Genomic DNA, 17,798 nt, shown 5'->3' on the forward strand with positions numbered 1-17,798 from the left:
CCTCAGATCAGGTAACGCAGCATCGGGCTGTCCGCCGGGAGTGCTTCGACGACCAGCGGGGACGCCGCGGCGCGTGCCAGCAACGCGTCGAACGTCGCCGGATCGCCGAGTTCGACCCCGACCAGTGCCGGGCCGACTTCCCGGTTGTTCCGTTTGACGTATTCAAAGAAGGTGATGTCGTCGTCGGCTCCGAGGATGTCCTGCAGGAAGCGGCGCAGTGCGCCCGGTTCCTGGGGAAACTCGACGAGGAAATAGTGCTTGCGTCCTTCGTGCAGGAGCGCGCGCTCGATGACCTCGGCATACCGGCTGACGTCGTTGTTGCCGCCGGACAGGATCGCCACCACCGTCGATCCAGGTGCGATTCCGCGGTTTTCGAGGTCTGCCATGGACATTGCGCCGGATGGTTCGGCGATGATGCCGTCGACCTGGTAGAGCCGCAGCATCTCCTGGCAGATCGCGCCGGTCTCGACCGTCACGACCTCGACGCCGGAGTTCCGGATGATCTCGAAGGGGTGCTCGCCGACCTTGCGCACCGCGGTGCCGTCGGCGAACGTGTCGATCTCGGCCAGGTCCAGAGGCCGGCCGGCTGCGAGCGCGGCCTGCAGACTGGCGGCACCCGTGGGCTCTACCCCGACGACCCGGCAGCGGTCGGCGCCGAACTCCGCGGGTGCTTCGGCGAGGGCGAGCAGCGCGCCGGCCAGCAGTCCCCCACCACCGACCGGCACCAGGAGTATGTCGGGGGCATGTCCCAACTCCTGCAGCACTTCCCGCACGACGGTGCCCTGCCCGGCGATCACGCGCGGGTCGTCGAACGCAGGCGCGAGCGTCGCGCCGGTGCGGGAGGCGTCGAGGACCGCGGCCTTCGACGCGTCATCGTAGGTGTTCCCGTGCAGGATCAGCCGCACGTGGTCGCCGCCTAGCTGCGCGACGCGGTCCCTCTTCTGCCGGGGCGTGTTGCGGGGCAAGTAGATTCGCGCGCGGACACCGAGTTCGGCGCAGGCGAGCGCGACTCCTTGCGCATGGTTTCCGGCGCTCGCACACACGATGCCCTGCTGTCGCTCCTGCTCGGTGAGGCTGTGCAACAGGTTGACCGCGCCGCGGATCTTGTAGGACCGGACCGGCTGTAGGTCCTCGCGCTTGAGCAGCACCCGGGCGCCGACCAGTTCGCTGAGCCGCTCGTTCGGCTGAAGGAGGGTTCTGACAGCCAGCCCTTCGATGGCCGCGGCGGCACGCGCCACCGGACCCGCCGCGGCGGGTGCAGACGCCGGTTGCTCGTGTGCGACGGCTGACACGCGATCGTCTCCTGTCTGGCTGGCCGGCTTCGGTCGACTCGATCGGCCTGCAAATCTACGACGACCGCCCACATTGCGGACGATTCTCTCGCGGTATGGGACGGTTGGCGCACGCCGCGTCCCGAAGGCGCGACGGTCGAGCTTCCGGGACAGGAAACCGCGCCCCGGCATACGCAACCCTCGACCGTCGAGACTTACGTCGCGAAAACAAGCCCGCCGATCAGTTCTTCTTCCGCCGCCCGGCCAGGATGCTGTATGCCGCGAGGATCACGCCGAAGAGGAAGATCAGCGTGCCCATGACGTTGACCTGTGCCGGGATGCCGAGCCGGGACGAGCCGTAGACCCAGAGTGGGAAGGTCACCGTCTGCCCGGCGTTGAAACTGGTCGTGACGAAGTCGTCGATCGACAGGGCGAAGGACAGCAGCGCACCGGCGAGGATGCCCGGCATGATCATCGGCAGCGTCACCTTGCGGAACGCCACCATCGGTGTCGCGCCCAGGTCCAGTGCCGCTTCCCGCAGCGAACCGTCCAGCCCGGCCACCCGCGCCTGCACCGTCACCGCGACGAACGGGATGCAGAACATGATGTGCGCCAGCAGGATCGTCCAGTAGCCGCGCGGGATGTTCAGTGTCAGGAAGAGTGACAGCAGGGACGTGCCGAGCACCAGCTCCGGCGTGGCGATCTGGGCGAACACCACCAGGGAGACGCCACCCTTGCCGCGGAAGCGGTAGCGGCCCAGCGCCATACCGAGCGCTCCGCCGATGGCGACGGAGATGATCGTCGCCAGGACGGCGATGGTGAGCGAGTTCTTCAGCGCGTCGGTGAGTCCGCCGATCGCGAAGAGCTCCTTGTACCACTTGAGGGTGAAGCCCTGGAAGGTGATGTTGTAGCGGCCCTTGGTGTTGTTGAAGCCGAACAGGATCATCACGAAGATCGGCAGGCACAAGTAGAGCAGGACCGCCCAGGTGTAGACCGGCAGGATGTAGTAGGTCCACTTGCGCTTCGGCCGACGCGCCACGGGGGCGGATTTCACGGAGGTCGTCATAGCGCCGCCGCCTCCATCACGTCCTTGGTGCCGAGCGCCCGGGCATAGGCGAAGATGCCGATCAGCAACGCACCCATCAGCGTGAACGACAGTGCCGACGCGGCCGGGTAATCGTTGTTGGTGAGGTAGAGCGTGTAGATGACATTGCCGATCATGGTGGTCTTCGCGCCGCCGAGCAGCTGAGCGTTGACGAAGTCGGACGCCACCGGCACGAAGGTCATCAGCACGCCCGCGAAGATGCCCGGCACGGTCAGCGGCAGGACTATCCGCAGTAGTGCCTGCAGCTTGCTGGCATAGAGATCGTTGGCCGCTTCCATCAGCCGCGGGTCGAGCCGCTCGATGGAGACGTAGAGCGGCAGCACCATGAACGGCAGGTAGTTGTAGGTCAATCCGCAGATCACCGCGACCGGGGTCGCCAGCAGGTGGAAGTCGGAGCCGACCAGGTGCAGGTGCTTCAGCGTGCCAAGCACGAACCCGTTGTCGGCCAGGATGAACTGCCACTGCAGCGTCCGGATCACGAACGACACGAAGAACGGCAACAGGATGATCAGCAGATAGGTCGACTTGTGCCGCCCGCCGCGCATCGCGATCCAGTAGGCCATCGGATAGGCGAGCACGATCGTGAGCAGCGTGACGATGATCGCGTAGATGATCGAGCGGACGAACTGGTCGTGGTAGAGGCTGATCGTGTGCCAGTAGGTCGACACGTGGAAGGTCTGGCTGAAGCCGTTGATGAAGTCGCCGGTCATCAGTGACAGCGACAGCAGGTAGACCATCGGTATGACGAAGAAGATCGCCAGCCACAGTCCGCCCGGCAGCGCCAGCCAGTAGCCGGTGAGCCGGCCGAGCCGCTGACGCAGCGGGCTGATCCGCACGTCGTCGTCCGGCAGTGCGCGGCTCATCGCCCGGCTCCGTAACGCGTATGCCGCGACTCGATCATCACGACTCGTAGACCGGCTCGAAGATCTGGTTCCATACCGGCACCTCCTCCGGCTTCAGCGTGGCGTAGCGATAGAGCTTGGATTCCATTGCCTTCGTGGGGAATACGAGCGGACTGTCGGCAATCTGCAGCAGCGACTCGCGGTCGTCCTTGTCCGTGGCGGCCTTCGCGTCGGCGAGGATGTATCGCTTGGCCTCCGGCACCGGCGTGAAGTAGTTGACATATTCGGCCACCATCGCCGCGATGTCCGGCTGGTAGTAGAAGTTGATCAACTCCATCGCGGCAACCGGGTTACTGGCGTAGCGAGGGATGCACAGGTTGTCGGTCCAGACGACCCCGCCCTGCTCGGGGACCACGAACTTCAGGTCGAGTCCGGGCGTGGAGGCGTTCGCCTGGAAGATGTCGCCCGACCAGGCCATCGTCACCCACAGGTCGCCTTTGGACAGTGGCGCAATGTAGTCCTGCTGGTAGTAGGCCCGCACGAGGCCCGAATTTCGTTGCTGGGTAAGTCTTTTGGCGGCTCGTCGCCAGTCGGACTCGGTCGACTTCGCCGGGTCGACGCCGATGCCGACGATCGCCAGATTCGGCAGATCCTGGTTGTCGGCGAACATGCCGACCTTGCCCTTGAACGCAGGGTCGAAGAGGTCGTCGAAACTGGTGATCGGCCGCTTGACGTACTTCGGGTTGTAGGCGATGCCCGTGATGCCCGACTGCCATGGCACCGTGAACTTGTTCCCGGGGTCATAGGTCGGGTTCTTCACGGTTGGGTCGGCATACTTGAAGAAGTTCGGCATGCGCGAATGATCAAGCGGGACAAGGTAGTTCAGCTCGCGCATCTGCGTGAGGTAAATGCCGTTCGTCAGCACCATCAGGTCGTAGCCCGTCGCCTGGTGGGAGGCGAGCACCGGCTGGATCGAGCCGACGAAGGAGTCCATGTCCTGGATGACTTCTTCGTACTTCACCTTGATGCCGGTCGCCTTGGTGAACGCGTCGACCGACGGATGGGTGTTGCGACCGTGCACCTTGCCGACATCGATGTAGAGCGGCCACTGCGCCCAGTCGACGAACTTGGTCGGCTTCTTGTCCGCCCAGTAGCCCTCGGGTATGACGCTGGCTCGCGCACCGGCCACCGAGCAGCCCGCGAGCAGTCCGGCGCCGGCCATCAGCCCGGCCGCGTGGATGATATCGCGGCGGCTGAAACGGCGCTGCGTCATACCCCGCAGATCGGCCTGGGCCAGCGGGTCGAGTTCAGCCGGCGTCATCGGCAGCTCCCGTCCCGTCGGCCGGCGCGCCGGTCAGCAGCAGCGAATGCTGCGGCCGCCAGCTGAGCCAGACCTTCTCGCCACGGCGCGCGGTCGCCTCCGCGGTCGAGCCGTTCTGTTCCAGCACGGTGAGCGTCTCGCCGCCGTTGAGCCGGATCTCGTAGGTGTTGGAGGTGCCGAGGTAGACCATCTCCGACACGGTGCCCTGCACCGAGCACTCACGGTCGCCACTCGGCCGCTCACCGTGGGTGAGCACGATCTTCTCGGGGCGGACGCTGACGGTGATCTGGTCACCGACCGCACTGTCGTCGGCCGGCACCAGCACCCGGCCGTCGTCACCCGCATCGATCACGGCCACGCCGTCGGCATACGACGTGACGGTGCCCTCCATGATGTTCGATGTGCCCAGGAAGCCAGCAACGAAGCGAGTTTTCGGTCGCTCGTAGAGTTCCTGCGGGCTGCCGACCTGCTCGATAAGTCCGTTGTTCATGACCACGATGCGGTCGCTCATCGTCAGTGCCTCACCCTGGTCGTGCGTCACGAAGACGAAGGTGATGCCGACGTCGCGCTGGATGCGTTTCAGTTCCACCTGCATCGCCTGCCGCAACTTGAGGTCCAGGGCGGCGAGCGGTTCGTCGAGCAGCAACGCACTCGGCCGGTTGACCAGCGCCCGGGCCAGCGCGACCCGCTGCTGCTGCCCGCCGGACAACTGCTGCGGGCGGCGTTCACCTCGATCGGCCAGGCCGACGAGCTGCAGCATCTCCTCGACCCGCGAGTGCACCTCCGCCTTACCGATTCGCTTGCGTTCCAGGCCGAACGCGACGTTCTGGGCCACGGTCATGTGGGGGAACAGCGCGTAACTCTGGAAGACCGTGTTGACGTCCCGCTTGTATGGCGGCACGCCGACCTGGTTGCGGCCGTGCAGCAGGATCTCGCCGGCGGTCGGCTCCTCGAATCCGGCGATCATCCGCAGGGTGGTGGTCTTGCCGCAGCCGGACGGCCCGAGGAGGCTAAGGAACTCGCCCTCGCCGATCTCCAGGTCGAGCCGCTTGACCGCCTGGAAGGTCTCACTCTTGGAGAAGAACGTCTTCTCGACGCCACGCAGCTCAATGGCTGCCGGACCCTCCCCCGGTGCTGCATCGTGTGGTTGTGCGTGCATCTGACTCGTCATCGGTCAGCTCCCATCGAGGGTCATGGAAGTTCTTTCAGAACAGACACAGGAGAAACTGAGCCTCCTGTGCCACTGGCCTTCCGCTTGGCGAGTCACGATAGCGGCAGCAACGGTTCCCGCGGTGGTTTCCCAGAAAAATATTTGAAAATCGTGTGGAACGTCAGAATTTCGTGCGGATTCCGTCGCAAAACAGCTTGCGCGCCTTCGCTGTCATACGGGACGATCGCGGGTATGACGGTGCGACCTCTGTGGTGGGACGGCGCGAAGACGGCCGACCGGCCCCCGATCACCGGCGACGTGACCGTCGACGTGTGCATTGTCGGAGCCGGTCTGACCGGCCTCTGGTCGGCCTACTACTTGCTCCAGACCGACCCCACGCTGTCCGTGCTCGTGGTCGAGGCAGAACACACCGGGTTCGGCGCGAGCGGCCGCAACGGCGGCTGGGTGTCCGCGCTCTACCCGACGTCGCCGGAGGTGCTCGCCGCCACGCACGGGGAGCGCGCCGCCCGCGACCAATATGCCGCGCTGCGCGAGAGCGTCGCGGAGGTCGGCCGGGTGGTCGCCGCCGAGGAGATCGATTGCGACTTCCAGCAAGGCGGCACTGTCGTGCTGGCGCGCACGCCCGCCCAGCTCGTCCGGGCGAAGGAGACGCTGGCGCATGCGGAGCACTGGGGTCTGGGAACGGTGCTGCTCGACGAGGACGAAGCCACCGCGCGGCTCGCCGCGACGGGCACGCTGGGCGCCACCTACAACCCGCATTGCGCGCGGGTGCAGCCGCGGCGGCTGGTCGACGGTGTCGCCGCCGTGGTCGAGCGGCTCGGCGGTCGCATCGCAGAGCGCACTCCGGTGGCGTCGATCGCGAGCGGTGAGGTGCGCACCGTTGCCGGACCGATCATCCAGGCGCGCAACGTGATTCGCGCAACCGAGGCATGGTCGTCGCAGCTGCCCGGGTCGACCCGGGCGATCGCGCCGGTCTATTCGCTGATCGTGGCCACCGAGCCGCTCAGCGAGCAGCAGTGGGCGCAGATCGGGCTGGCCGAGCAGGAGACCTTCAGCGATCACCGGCACGTCATCGTCTACGGGCAGCGCACCGCCGACGACCGGCTGGTCTTCGGCGGGCGCGGGGCGCCATACCACTTCCGCTCCGGCATCCGGCCGGAGTTCGACGAGGACCCGAAGGTCTTCGACACCCTGAAAACCACGTTGCGGCAGATGTTTCCGGTCCTGGCAGGAGTGCAGTACACCCACCAGTGGGGCGGACCTCTCGGCATACCCCGTGACTGGCAGCCCGGCGTCGGCTTCGACCCGGGCACCGGCCTGGGCTGGGCCGGCGGGTATGTCGGGGACGGTGTCGCGCTCACCAATCTCGCCGGACGCACGGTCGCCGAACTCGTGACCGGGCAGCGCACCGAGATCGCGAAACTCCCCTGGGTGCAACACCGTTCACGATCCTGGGAGCCGGAGCCGTTGCGCTGGATCGGGATCAACGCCGGGCTGCAGGTCGCCACTCTCGCCGATCGGGAAGAGCGGCTGACCGGCAAACCGGCCCGGCTCGGCAAGGTGCTGACCTTCCTCACCGGCCACTGAGCGGCCGCGGTACGTTCCCATCCGATCTCCAGCGTGATCGCATAGAACGCTCCCATGGTGGAAGCAGCAATCCCGTGGGAACGACTGGGGGCACTGGACTACGAAGCGCTCCGTGCCAAGCCCGACTCGAATGCCGTTGCGGCATACCGGGCCTGGTGTGAGGTGCCCGGGTATGACGAGGCCACCGGCTTCGACGAGCAGAAGGCGCCCGTGCCGCAGCACAAGCCGGACAAGTCCTTGTGGCGGCAGCGCTATCGCCTGGGCGCGTTCGCCCAGGCGAACGGCTTGACCTATTCATTCCGGTCGAATCCGAAGCGCTGGCCGGGAATGCTCACCGAGCTTCCGCGACGCTGGGGTGGGAACTTCCGGGATCTCTCGAAGATCCGCGACGTGCTCGAAGGCAGCAGCACCGACGGCCGCCGGTTCATGGCCTGCGCCATGGAACTCACCCAGTGCGGAGGCGCTGTCACAGGACGCGACATCATCTTCAACCACTTCACCGTCGTGGCGGTGCAGACCGGCATCCCGACCAAGCAGGCCTACCTCAAACACCGGTTGCGCAAGCACCCGGACGCCCAGGATCCGGTCGAAGGGAACTTCTCCCTGGACAACCTGTTCCACACCATATGGACGCCCATGCCCGAGGAGAAGGCCGCCCAATATCGCGGCACCCGTCGCGTGCTCACGCCGGAGCTACTCGAGCTGATCTTGCGAATCGCCCCTGGTCACAACCTTTTTCTTTCGGGTGACTGGCTCTATGTGATGAAGCCCTACTCGTTCCGAGGCGAAGACAAGAAGAACGCCGACCCGGACGTGCTGCGGGAGCGTTTCGAGATCGCGGCGCAACTCGGCCCCGCGCTGGCCGAAGCCAAGGCGACGCTCGCGAACAGGCCACGCCAGCAACCCAATCCGACGGGTGAGACCAAGAAGCAGCGCAAGGAGCAGGAGCGCCAGAGGCGCAACAGCGCCGAAGCCGACAAGAGGGCAATGGCCTTCGTGGAGAAGATGAAGCAGCAATATCTGGACGGCGGCGGCCAGGCGCGCTGAGCCGGGACAGTTGACCCGGCAACGCCGGATGTGACGATGGGGTGTGGCGACCTCCATCGACCAGCCGCTCGCGTTCATCCGTGCCCCATCGGTGCGCCACCGCCGACCGTCATCCCTGGTGCCGAACACCTGACACCGGTGAACAGCCCGGCAGCGGTCACCGCGGCGGTGCTCCGGTTGATCGGCCTGTCCGATCCGGGTGGCACCGCTCGTGGAAGTAGTGGTCCGGGCGCGACGTGAGCGAAAGGAAACAGCGCATGGGACGACTGATCGAGGCAACACACGTGTCGCTGGGCGGCGAGATAGGTGACATCGCCTGGGCGTTTCCCTACCTGGACGCCGAGCACCAGCAGTATTCATGGGAGCTTCTCGAGTCCGCGGAGGCATTGCTCCTCGGACGCAAGACCTACCAGGGACTGTCGGCAGCATATCCGGCGATGGAGGCGACCGCCGAGGGCGTCTTCGGTGAGTTCGTGCATCGGATGAACACCATCCCGAAATATGTCGCGACGACTACGCTGACTGAATTTTCCTGGAACGCAAGCAAACTCGGCGCAGATGTGGTGGAGGCGGTGCGTGCGCTGAAGGCGGAAGGTGACTTGGTGAAATTCGGCACCGGCCCGCTGGACGCGCTACTGCTGGAGCACCGGCTCGTCGACGAATACCACTTCTGGCTGGCACCGGTGGTGGCGCCGGCGACCGTACAGCCACTGTTCGAGGGCGTCACGGGCGCACCGTCATTGACGCTGGCCGATGTCACGCGATTCGCCAGCGGCGTCGTCGCGCTGCGGTATACCGCGCCGTGATCCCTCACCTCCCCCGTTCTCGCGAGTGACGGCTTCCTCGGCGAGCGACGGCGCAATTACGCCGTCGCTCGGCGTACTCGCCGTCACTCGGTCGCGGATTTCAGGCCGCCGTCTCCCCGTGGCGCGTCGAGCAGCGCGTCGATGTCCGCGACGATGGAGTCCGCTCCCCACCCCGTGGCCGCAATGGTCCACCTGACGAACCTGGCGCGGGTCATGATGCCCACCTCGAATCGTGCGCGCACCACGAACGACTTCGCGCCCGTCATCAGCACAGCGGCGCCCGAGATGCAGAAACCACGAGGAATCCTCATCTTCGGACCGAGCGCTGGATAGATCGTGACCTGGTCATCGGTGAACACCAACCGCGTCCGCACGCTGATCACCACGTCGACGCACCCCAACACCACGAACGCGATCGCCGCGGTGAGCGGGGCCGAGTTGAGGACCAGCAGCCCACCAATCGCCGTGAACCCCACACCGATCGGAATCCCCGCCCATCGCGAACCGGCGGATCGATACGTCACGGAGCCGGCCTGCACACGTCCATCATCGCCGCACCACCTTGCGTATGACGAGAGGTTGTCGCTATCGAAGGTCGCGCCAGGCTGGCCGGCGTCACCAGCCGCCCGATGCGTTCGCGCGTCAAAGACGAATGACCTTCACCTGTCGCGGGTAAGGCCAGGAATAACCGCAACGAGAGAGGAGTGGTTGCCATGAGCACCACGAACGACGGCCAGCGCGCGAAGGTCGACCAGCCGGACGGTGGCCCCGGCTCGCACCCCGCGGACGGTGGCGGCGAAGAGAACGATGTGGCCAGCGGAGGCGTCAGCGAACGCGCTCACGACGAGGACTCCTCGCGCGACGCCGATTCCGAACGTGACGTGAACCCCGATCGCGACGTGCACGGAGATCCCGAAACCCCAGCCTGACGCAGCCTTCCCGGCATACACCTTCCGGCGGCGATACTTGCCGGTATGACGGCGACCAAGGTGCAGACTGCCCGGCGCGCCCGGGTTCGGCGGAGACTGCGATCGTGACAGGCGGCTGGCTGACACCCGCGCCGGTGCGGAGGGTTCAGGCGCACCCGGACGCCGTCATACCGCGCGGTTGGCCCGCGTCGCTTCCGTCCGTCCGGCAACTGCTCGACGAGGGACTCGACCTGTCGCGGGCGACGGTGCTGGTCGGAGAGAACGGCACCGGCAAGTCGACGCTGGTCGAAGCGATCGCCATGGCGTTCGGGCTGAACGGCGAGGGCGGTTCCACCGGCGCGATGCACACCACCTGGACCAGCGAATCGCCGCTGCACGAATGGCTTCAACTGGTCCGGGGTGCCGGCGCTTCCCGGTGGGGTTACTTCGTACGGGCCGACACCATGCACGACCTGTTCACCTTCCTGGACAGCACACGCACGGAGAGCCATACCGGGGATCCGGAGTTTCACCGGTTCAGCCACGGTGAGGCGTTCCGGACCCTGTTCGACACCGGCCGCTTCAACGGCGATGGTTTCTATGTCCTCGACGAGCCCGAGGCCGGCCTGTCGTTCGCCGCGCAGCTGCGCCTGGTCGCGGAACTCATGAACATGCTCACCGGCGGTGGCGTGCAGGTCCTGATCGCCACTCACTCGCCCATCATCGCGAGCCTGCCCGGCGCAACCGTGCTGGAACTCGACGCGGACGGCTACCAGCCGCGCTCCTGGGCCGACCTGGACCTGGTGATGCACTACCGCAGCTTCTGCGACGCACCCCAGCGATACCTGCGCCACCTTGAGTGAACGGGTCGTATGGCGTCAGGCGCTCGGCAGGCCCAGCCTTTCGATCGCCCAGGGCGTCTGCCACTCCAGGATCGCCCACTCCCGCGGACCGTCCGAGGTGATCACGCGCAGGATCCGCACCTCGGGATCGAACCAGAGGATCTGCCCCCGCTCGCTGCCGCCCGCCGGTTGCGTCACACCTGGCAGTTCAATTGTCTCGACGTGTAACTCGTTGTCCTTGAAGCGGATTCGGCGATTACAGAGTTCGGCTGTGCCGCGCCGCCACTTCTTCCCGTCGCGGAACGCGCACGGCAACCGCCCGTCCGCTTGCAGCCGCCGGGCTCGGCGACGCTGGAAACGCCGACCGAACACGCCACCGACGAAATCGGTGATCGCATTGGCGATGAAGTCGAAGACGAAGTCGAGCATGCCGAGCATCCTCCTGCACACCTGGCTCATGGGCGTCATCGACATGTCATGAAACTTGTCATATCGACCAAACGTGTCAAAAAAGTGGTCGATACTTCACACGTTGTGGCAGGCTCGCTCGGGTGAAGCCCGCGTGGGAAGCCGACCGACCCTTCAACGCCCTCCCGCCGCCTCCTGGCCCAGAGCAGTTGGAGACCAAGGCGGTGCTCAAAGCTGCAATCGCTGCGAACATCGCGCTGGCTCGCCTCGATCAGGCCGCGGCCCTGCTCCCCAATCCGACCGTGCTCATCAACGCCATACCGCTCCTGGAAGCACAGGCGAGTTCGGAAATCGAGAACATCGTCACCACCACGGACGACCTCTTCCGGCACATGGATGACGACGACGCGGCGGACCCGGCGACCAAGGAAACGCTGCGCTACCGCACCGCGCTGCGGCGAGGTTTCGAAGCGACAGCCGCACGTGGAGTCACCCGCCGCATGGCCGAAGCTGTCTGCACCGCGATCAAGTCACGTGAGATGCAACTCCGTGTGCTGCCGGGCACCCGCATCGTGAACCCGGCGACAGGGAACATCGTCTACAGCCCCCCGGAGGGCCGTGAGGTGATCGCCGAGAAGCTCACCGAGTGGGAACGTTTCATCCACGCCGAGGACGGGATGGATCCGCTCGTCCGGCTCGCCGCCGCGCACTACCAGTTCGAGGCGATCCACCCGTTCACCGACGGCAACGGCCGCACCGGACGCATTCTCAATGTGCTGATGCTCGTCGAGGCGGGGCTGTTACGGCAGCCGATCCTCTATCTCTCGCGCTACATCATCGCGAACAAGTCGGACTACTACCGAGGGCTCTTGGGCGTGACCGCGCGCCAGGATTGGGAGAGCTGGATCATCTTCCTGCTCAACGGTATTCGCCAAGCCTCAGACGATGGCGTCGCGGTCATCGCCGCCATCCGGGACCTGCGAGACGACTTCGCCCAGCGTGCACGCCTCGCCACCAGGGGCGGCGCCGACAGCGAACTCCTCGCCGTCATGTTCGAGCAGCCCTACACCCGGATTCGCACCGTCGTGGACCGTTGCGGCGTCTCACGGCCAACGGCGACGAAGTGGCTCGAAGCTCTGGTCGACGCCGGACTGCTGGCCGACACGAAAATCGGCCGGGACAGACTCTTCGTCAACCGCGAACTCACTGACCTGCTCGTGCGATTTTCGGCGAGCGCGCAGGAACAGGGGTGAGGGCACAGGCGTGGGTGCGTTGCCCGACGTGTCGGCGGAGGAGGCCGAGTTCAGCGACGTCGCGCCGGCACGCTGTCCTTGCAGGCTCGGGTGTGGTGTCCAGGACTTCGCTCGATTGTCCATCCGCCCACCGCGGGTCGCGGACCCCGCCACGAGGGAGGCGCTGCGAGTACCCCCACCGGGCGGGACTCCCCCGCCCGCGGGAAACCGGCCACCATGGAGACGAGCCACGGCATACGCCGGGCAGTAACGCCGCCACGACAAAAGGAACCGCATGACCGACAGCACGTTCGAGCAGATGTTTCCGCTCGGTGAGAAGTCGGTGAGAAGAACGACGCCTTCGCGGCATACTTCATCGGACAGAGCTACCTGGCGCCACTCGCGTCGGGAAGCGTGCCGGTCAGCAACGTGACGTTCGAGCCCGGCTGCCGCAACAACTGGCACATCCACCACGGCATCGACGGCGGAGGCGACCAGATCCTGTTGTGCACCGCGGGCAGCGGGTGGTTCCAGGCCGACGGTGAGGAGCCGGTCAGCCTCGTCCCCGGCACGGTCGTTCGAGTGCCGGCGGGCACCAAGCACTGGCACGGCGCAAAGGCCGACTCATGGTGCTCGCACATCGCATTCATCACCCCCGGCGAGGGCGCCCGCACCGAGTGGCTCGAACCCGTCACCGACGAGGTGTATGGCGCACTGCCCACGAATGGCGACAACGTATGCCGATCCTGAACGAAACGTTCGTGCTCTCGGACGGATTCGAGATCCCGAAGCTCGGCCTCGGCACCTGGTTCATCGACGATGACGTCGCCGCCGGCACGGTGCGCACCGCGATCGAGATCGGCTACCGCAACATCGACACGGCCCAGGCGTACGGCAACGAGCGCGGGGTCGGCGAGGGGGTGCGCACCAGCGGCATACCGCGCGAAAACCTCTTCGTCTCCACCAAGCTCGCCACGGAGATCAAGGACTACGACCGAGCGGTCGTGGCGACCGACGAGTCGCTCGCCACCCTCGACATCGGGTATGTCGACCTGATGCTGATCCACGCCCCGCAGCCGTGGGACAGCTTCCGCAGCGGCGACTACGCAGAGGGGAATCTCGCCGCCTGGCGGGCGCTGGAGGAAGCCCAGCGGGCCGGACGGATCCGGTCCATCGGTGTCTCCAACTTCCTGCAATCGGACCTGGACAACATCCTCGAGCACGGCACGATCGCACCGCAGGTCAACCAGATCCTGGCGCACGCAGGCAACACCCCGAGTGAGCTGATCGCCTATTGCGCGGGCAAAGGCATCCTCGTCGAGGCCTATTCACCGATCGCGCACGGCGAGATCCTGACGATCCCACGACTCGTCGCGATGGCGCAGAGGTATGGCGCGACGGTTCCGCAACTGTGCATCCGCTACACGGTGCAGCTCGGCGCCGTGTCGTTGCCGAAGACAGCAAACCCCGAGCATTTGCAGTCGAATACACAGATCGACTTCGTCATATCGGACGAAGACATGACCACGCTACGAGAGCTGGACGAACGCGACTACGGCGACTCCAGCGCATTCCCGGTCTACGGCGGCAAGTAGGGAGCTCACCATGGCGAAAGTGACAGCAGGGCGGGACGCACTGGGCGACTTCGCGCCCACCTTCGCGGCGCTCAACGACGACGTGCTCTTCGGGCAGATCTGGTCGCGGGAGGAGCAGCTCTCCCCGCGGCTGCGCAGCATCGTCACCGTGACGGCGCTGATGTCCAGTGGCGTGCTCGATGGTTCGCTGCATCATCACCTCGGCCTCGCCAGGACCAACGGCGTCACTGCGGAGGAGATGGCGGAGATCCTGACCCACGCGGCCTTCTATGCGGGGTGGCCGAAGGCCTGGGGGGCGTTCCGCATGGCCAAGGAGATCTACGAGGCCGAGTGACGATGGCTGCCCGAAAACGAAGAACTGACAAGGACATTGCCTGGCTTCCTCGCCCGGATGAACGCCGGCGAGCCCGCGCTGCCGGGCAGCGACCTGGCGCAGATGATGGACGACCGGGCCAACGAAGCGATCGAACTTTGCATGACGCTGAACACCCGCTACACCACGCCCGAGGAGCGCGTGGAGATCATGTCGCGGATCACCGGCCGCCCGGTGCCGGCGTCGTTCCGGATCTTCCCGCCGTTCACCACCGACTGCGGGAAGAACCTGCAGTTCGGCGAACGCGTCTTCGTCAACAGCGGATGCCGCTTCCAAGATCAGGGTGGCATCACCATCGGTGACGACGCGCTGATCGTTCACAACGTCGTCATCGCCACCCTCAACCAGACCTGGACCCTGCGTTGCGGGCGACGACTGTCCCACGGCCGGTCATCCTCTGCACCAGCGTGTGGATCGGTGCCAACGCGACCATCCTGCCCGGCGTCACCATCGGCGACGGCGCGGTCGTGGCGGCCGGAGCAGTCGTCACCAAGGACGTCCCGGCCCGGACCGTCGTGGGCGGCGTGCCTGCGCGCCGGATCCGGGACATCGGCGGCTGAGCCGGCCACCTGCGCTCGCGCAACGGATAGTGTCGCGCCATGGAGTCCGCCACCCGCCAGTCCGGCCTCGCCGACGCCGCGGTCAGCCTGCTCTCCGAGCTGGTGTCGATCGACAGCGTCAACCCGACTCTGGTCGACGGCGCAGCGGGCGAAGCCGCCATCGCCGCTCACCTTCGCGCACGACTCGACCGGGCGGGCTTTGCCACCGCGATCGTGGACGCCGGCGACGAGGTGACGCGGCCGAGTCTGGTCGCGGTCGGGCGGGACCGGACGAGGCGCCTTGCGTCATACTCAACGGTCACCTGGACACCGTCGGCGTGGCCGGTATGGCGCAGCCGTTCACCCCGCGCGTCGACGGCAATCGGCTCTACGCGCGCGGCGCCGCCGACATGAAGGGCGGTCTCGCCGGGCTCGTGGTCGCCGCAGAAGCACTCGTCGAGAGCGGTGCTCTCGTCCGGCCGGTGCTGACCCTGGTCGCCGACGAGGAGGACGCGAGCATCGGCAGCGAAGCGGTGATCGCGGCACTCGGAGATTTCGCCCTCCGGCCGGTCACGTGCCTAATCGCCGAGCCGACCGGGCCCGAATTGGCCCGGTCCTTGCGGGGATTCGGCGTTGTGCGGGTGAGATTCGCAGGTCGCGCGGCACACAGTTCGCAGGCCGAACTCGGCCGCAACGCCGTCACACACCTGGGGCGGCTGTTGCACCGGGTCGACCAGCGCGCAACCGACATGCGCGCCGTTGGCGGCGACCTCATGGTCACGGTCGTGCGGGGCGGGTCGTCCCCGTTCGTCATACCCGATGCGGCCGAGTGCATCGTGGAGCTGCGGACATCCCCGGACGGCCACGGAGCCGAGGCGCTCGATGAGGTGACGGCACTGCTCGACGCCGGCTGGGATGCACGCGCCGAACGCGTGGCGGCACGGGACGGCTGGCGGCTCGACCGGAACGGCCCGGCTGCCGATCTCGCGGCCCGGCTCGGCGCAGCAGTGTCGACCGGGACGGCATTCGACGCCCCCTACTGGATGGAGGCGCCGCTGTGGCAGGCCGTCTGCCCGACGCTGATCTGCGGGCCGAGCGGCGGCGGGCTGCACGCCGCCGACGAATGGGTCGACCTGGACCAGGTGCGGGCGTTCCCGGCCGCGCTGGTCTCGGTGCTCGGTGACTGGGTGCCCGATGCCGACTGATCCACGCGAATTGCGTTGCGACGCACCGCTGCTCGACGCCTGGCTGCGCTTCCAGGAGGCGGAGCCGACCCCGTTCACCATCCCCGGGCACAAGCAGCGGCACGATCTGGTCGGGGACGTGGTCGCGGGCGACGTGCCGCTGTATGCCGGGCTCGACACGATGAAGCTCACCGGTGGCGTGCTCGCCGACGCCGAAGCGCGTGCCGCCCGCCTGTGGGGTGCCGATGTATGCCGGTTCTCCACCGGCGGCGCGACCCACGCCAATCAGGCGCTCGCCCTCGCCGTTGCTGGTGATGGCGACACGGTCGTGGTCAGTCGCACCCTGCACCGGTCGATGCTGCTCGGGCTGGTCCTGGCGGGCCTGACGCCGGTCTGGGTCCGGCCCGAGGTGGACTCGGCAACCGGGCTGCCGATGGGCGTTGCGCCCGCGGCCGTCGCGCGTGCATTGGCCGAAAACCCTGATGCGCGAGCTGTTTTCGTCGGTGATCCGTCGTATGTCGGGACGGTCGGCGATGTCGCGGGTCTCGCGGAGGCGGCGCACGCGCACGATGTGCCGCTGGTGGTCGACGCCGCGTGGGCCGCGCATTTCGGCTTCCACGAGGCGCTGCCGGCGCACGCCATACAGCTGGGAGCGGATGCGATGATCACCAGCGCCCACAAGACGTTGCCGGCGTGGAGTCAGGCGGCGCTTGTGCTGGCGCGCACCGAGCGTATCGATCCAGCGCGACTGGACGCGGCGGTCGAGGCAACCGCGACGACCAGCCCGGCCGGTGCGATCCTCGCCAGCATCGATGCCTCCCGTGCCCTGCTCGCCCGTGACGGTGAGACCTTGCTCGGAGCGATCATCGAGGTGACCCGGCGGGCACGGGAGCGGTTGCGTGCCGTGCCAGGGCTGGTGGTGCTCGACGGGCCGGACGTCGACCCGGTCAAGCTGGTCGTGCTGCTGAGCGGCACCGGCGCCGACGGGAACCTCGTCGAGCAGGACCTGCTCACTGCGGGCCTGCCGGTCGAGTCGGCCGACCGCGACGTCGTGATCGCGATGGTGTCGCTCGCCGACACCGGGCAGACGGTCGGGGCGCTGGTCGCGGAGCTGGTGGCGTCGGTTGAGCGTCGCCGCGGCATACCGCGTCCGGTTGTCGGGCCGGCGTCCTATCGGGTGGAGCCGGTCAGCGCCATACCTCCGCGGCAGGCCTTCTTCGCGCCGGCCGAGACTGTCGCCGCCCGGGATGCGGTCGGGCGGGTGAGCGCCGAGCTCGTCGCGCCATACCCACCGGGCATCCCGGTCCTCGCGCCCGGAGAGGAGATCACCCGCGACGCCCTCGACGCGCTCGGTCAGGCGCGCGCCGCCGGCCTGCGGATTGCGTATGCCGCCGACCCCACCCTCGCCACGCTGCGGGTGACAGCCTGAGCGAAGCGTGCGCCCGGGCATCTCGACGTCACCTGGTGAGAACGTCGCGCAGACATCCCACGAAGACTGGGTTGTCCGGCCCGCGGCCAAGGGCGGCGACCCGAACGACAACTGCCGAATCCTTGGGAAGTGCCTCGG

Annotated in this window: 20 protein-coding genes and 1 pseudogene; 13 read left to right on the forward strand and 8 right to left on the reverse strand. The window is 67.0% G+C overall.

Features of this window, described 5'->3' with window-relative positions; all coding sequences use genetic code 11:
• Positions 1-2: 2 nt before the first annotated feature.
• The 5 genes from ilvA to EFY87_RS18770 form a co-directional block, all read right to left on the reverse strand.
• Positions 3-1,292 (reverse strand): threonine ammonia-lyase IlvA, encoded by a 1,290-nt coding sequence (ilvA, locus tag EFY87_RS18750; RefSeq protein WP_245988752.1) that lies wholly within the window; start codon positions 1,290-1,292, stop codon positions 3-5.
• Positions 1,293-1,512: 220 nt separating this feature from the next.
• A complete protein-coding gene (locus EFY87_RS18755; protein ID WP_123273015.1) occupies positions 1,513-2,337 on the reverse strand; it encodes an ABC transporter permease in 825 nt (274 codons plus the stop codon).
• Positions 2,334-3,239, reverse strand: coding sequence for an ABC transporter permease (locus tag EFY87_RS18760; protein ID WP_123273016.1), 906 nt, complete (start codon positions 3,237-3,239; stop codon positions 2,334-2,336). The genes EFY87_RS18755 and EFY87_RS18760 overlap by 4 nt, the downstream gene beginning before the upstream one ends.
• A 37-nt stretch (positions 3,240-3,276) precedes the next feature.
• Entirely contained in the window at positions 3,277-4,539 is a 1,263-nt protein-coding gene (locus tag EFY87_RS18765; protein WP_123273017.1) for a polyamine ABC transporter substrate-binding protein, read from the reverse strand.
• The gene (locus EFY87_RS18770) at positions 4,526-5,710 is read right to left on the reverse strand and encodes an ABC transporter ATP-binding protein (RefSeq protein ID WP_123273018.1); all 1,185 of its coding nucleotides are present in this window, start codon (positions 5,708-5,710) and stop codon (positions 4,526-4,528) included. The genes EFY87_RS18765 and EFY87_RS18770 overlap by 14 nt, the downstream gene beginning before the upstream one ends.
• 231 nt (positions 5,711-5,941) lie before the next feature.
• Between EFY87_RS18770 and EFY87_RS18775 the strand changes: the two genes are divergently transcribed.
• The 3 genes from EFY87_RS18775 (at position 5,942) to EFY87_RS18790 (ending at position 9,150) form a co-directional block, all read left to right on the forward strand.
• Positions 5,942-7,297: an NAD(P)/FAD-dependent oxidoreductase gene (locus tag EFY87_RS18775; RefSeq protein ID WP_123273019.1), complete on the forward strand. Its 1,356-nt coding sequence runs from the start codon at positions 5,942-5,944 to the stop codon at positions 7,295-7,297.
• Positions 7,298-7,351: 54 nt separating this feature from the next.
• Entirely contained in the window at positions 7,352-8,344 is a 993-nt protein-coding gene (locus EFY87_RS18780; RefSeq protein WP_123273020.1) for a hypothetical protein, read from the forward strand.
• A 257-nt stretch (positions 8,345-8,601) separates the two neighbouring features.
• A complete protein-coding gene (locus EFY87_RS18790) occupies positions 8,602-9,150 on the forward strand; it encodes a dihydrofolate reductase family protein (protein WP_123273022.1) in 549 nt (182 codons plus the stop codon).
• 83 nt (positions 9,151-9,233) lie between these two features.
• Here EFY87_RS18790 and EFY87_RS18795 read toward each other — a convergent pair whose 3' ends face one another.
• Complete coding sequence (locus tag EFY87_RS18795) at positions 9,234-9,674, reverse strand: hypothetical protein (protein ID WP_148043405.1); 441 nt, start codon at positions 9,672-9,674, stop codon at positions 9,234-9,236.
• A gap of 189 nt (positions 9,675-9,863) precedes the next feature.
• Here EFY87_RS18795 and EFY87_RS18800 point away from each other — a divergent pair, with 189 nt between their 5' ends.
• Both EFY87_RS18800 and EFY87_RS18805 read left to right on the forward strand, forming a co-directional pair.
• Positions 9,864-10,079, forward strand: coding sequence for a hypothetical protein (locus tag EFY87_RS18800; RefSeq protein ID WP_123273024.1), 216 nt, complete (start codon positions 9,864-9,866; stop codon positions 10,077-10,079).
• Between the two features lie 104 nt (positions 10,080-10,183).
• Positions 10,184-10,921: an AAA family ATPase gene (locus EFY87_RS18805; protein WP_245988753.1), complete on the forward strand. Its 738-nt coding sequence runs from the start codon at positions 10,184-10,186 to the stop codon at positions 10,919-10,921.
• A 15-nt stretch (positions 10,922-10,936) separates the two neighbouring features.
• On the opposite strand, the gene EFY87_RS18810 is transcribed toward EFY87_RS18805, so the two are convergent.
• Complete coding sequence (locus EFY87_RS18810; protein ID WP_158607716.1) at positions 10,937-11,368, reverse strand: hypothetical protein; 432 nt, start codon at positions 11,366-11,368, stop codon at positions 10,937-10,939.
• Between the two features lie 83 nt (positions 11,369-11,451).
• Here EFY87_RS18810 and EFY87_RS18815 point away from each other — a divergent pair, with 83 nt between their 5' ends.
• From EFY87_RS18815 to EFY87_RS18830, 4 genes are all read left to right on the forward strand, one after another.
• Positions 11,452-12,561 carry a Fic family protein gene (locus EFY87_RS18815; protein ID WP_245988754.1) on the forward strand — a complete coding sequence of 370 codons (1,110 nt, stop codon included), beginning with the start codon at positions 11,452-11,454 and terminating at the stop codon, positions 12,559-12,561.
• 408 nt (positions 12,562-12,969) lie between these two features.
• Positions 12,970-13,290, forward strand: coding sequence for a cupin domain-containing protein (locus tag EFY87_RS18820; RefSeq protein ID WP_220093711.1), 321 nt, complete (start codon positions 12,970-12,972; stop codon positions 13,288-13,290).
• Positions 13,278-14,135, forward strand: a complete 858-nt coding sequence (locus tag EFY87_RS18825) for an aldo/keto reductase (RefSeq protein ID WP_123273026.1) — start codon at positions 13,278-13,280, stop codon at positions 14,133-14,135. The genes EFY87_RS18820 and EFY87_RS18825 overlap by 13 nt, the downstream gene beginning before the upstream one ends.
• Before the next feature lie 10 nt (positions 14,136-14,145).
• A complete protein-coding gene (locus EFY87_RS18830) occupies positions 14,146-14,469 on the forward strand; it encodes a carboxymuconolactone decarboxylase family protein (protein WP_123273027.1) in 324 nt (107 codons plus the stop codon).
• A gap of 158 nt (positions 14,470-14,627) precedes the next feature.
• Here the strand turns inward: EFY87_RS18830 and EFY87_RS20435 are convergent, their stop codons facing one another.
• Positions 14,628-14,765 carry a hypothetical protein gene (locus tag EFY87_RS20435; RefSeq protein ID WP_158607717.1) on the reverse strand — a complete coding sequence of 46 codons (138 nt, stop codon included), beginning with the start codon at positions 14,763-14,765 and terminating at the stop codon, positions 14,628-14,630.
• A gap of 150 nt (positions 14,766-14,915) precedes the next feature.
• On the opposite strand from EFY87_RS20435, the pseudogene EFY87_RS20115 reads away from it, so the two are divergent.
• The 4 genes and pseudogenes from EFY87_RS20115 to EFY87_RS18850 all read left to right on the forward strand — a co-directional run.
• Positions 14,916-15,068, forward strand: a pseudogene (locus EFY87_RS20115) (DapH/DapD/GlmU-related protein); the annotation flags it as partial.
• A gap of 39 nt (positions 15,069-15,107) precedes the next feature.
• Positions 15,108-15,461, forward strand: a complete 354-nt coding sequence (locus EFY87_RS18840; protein WP_123273028.1) for a zinc-binding metallopeptidase family protein — start codon at positions 15,108-15,110, stop codon at positions 15,459-15,461.
• On the forward strand, positions 15,395-16,252 hold the full coding sequence (locus EFY87_RS18845) for a M20 family metallopeptidase (protein WP_123273029.1): 858 nt from the start codon (positions 15,395-15,397) through the stop codon (positions 16,250-16,252). Before EFY87_RS18840 ends, EFY87_RS18845 begins: the two co-directional genes overlap by 67 nt.
• Positions 16,242-17,660 (forward strand): aminotransferase class I/II-fold pyridoxal phosphate-dependent enzyme, encoded by a 1,419-nt coding sequence (locus tag EFY87_RS18850; protein WP_123273030.1) that lies wholly within the window; start codon positions 16,242-16,244, stop codon positions 17,658-17,660. The genes EFY87_RS18845 and EFY87_RS18850 overlap by 11 nt, the downstream gene beginning before the upstream one ends.
• Positions 17,661-17,798 lie beyond the last annotated feature (138 nt).

It is taken from the genome of Flexivirga caeni (genome assembly GCF_003724155.1).
Classification (GTDB): Bacteria; Actinomycetota; Actinomycetes; order Actinomycetales; family Dermatophilaceae; genus Flexivirga; species Flexivirga caeni.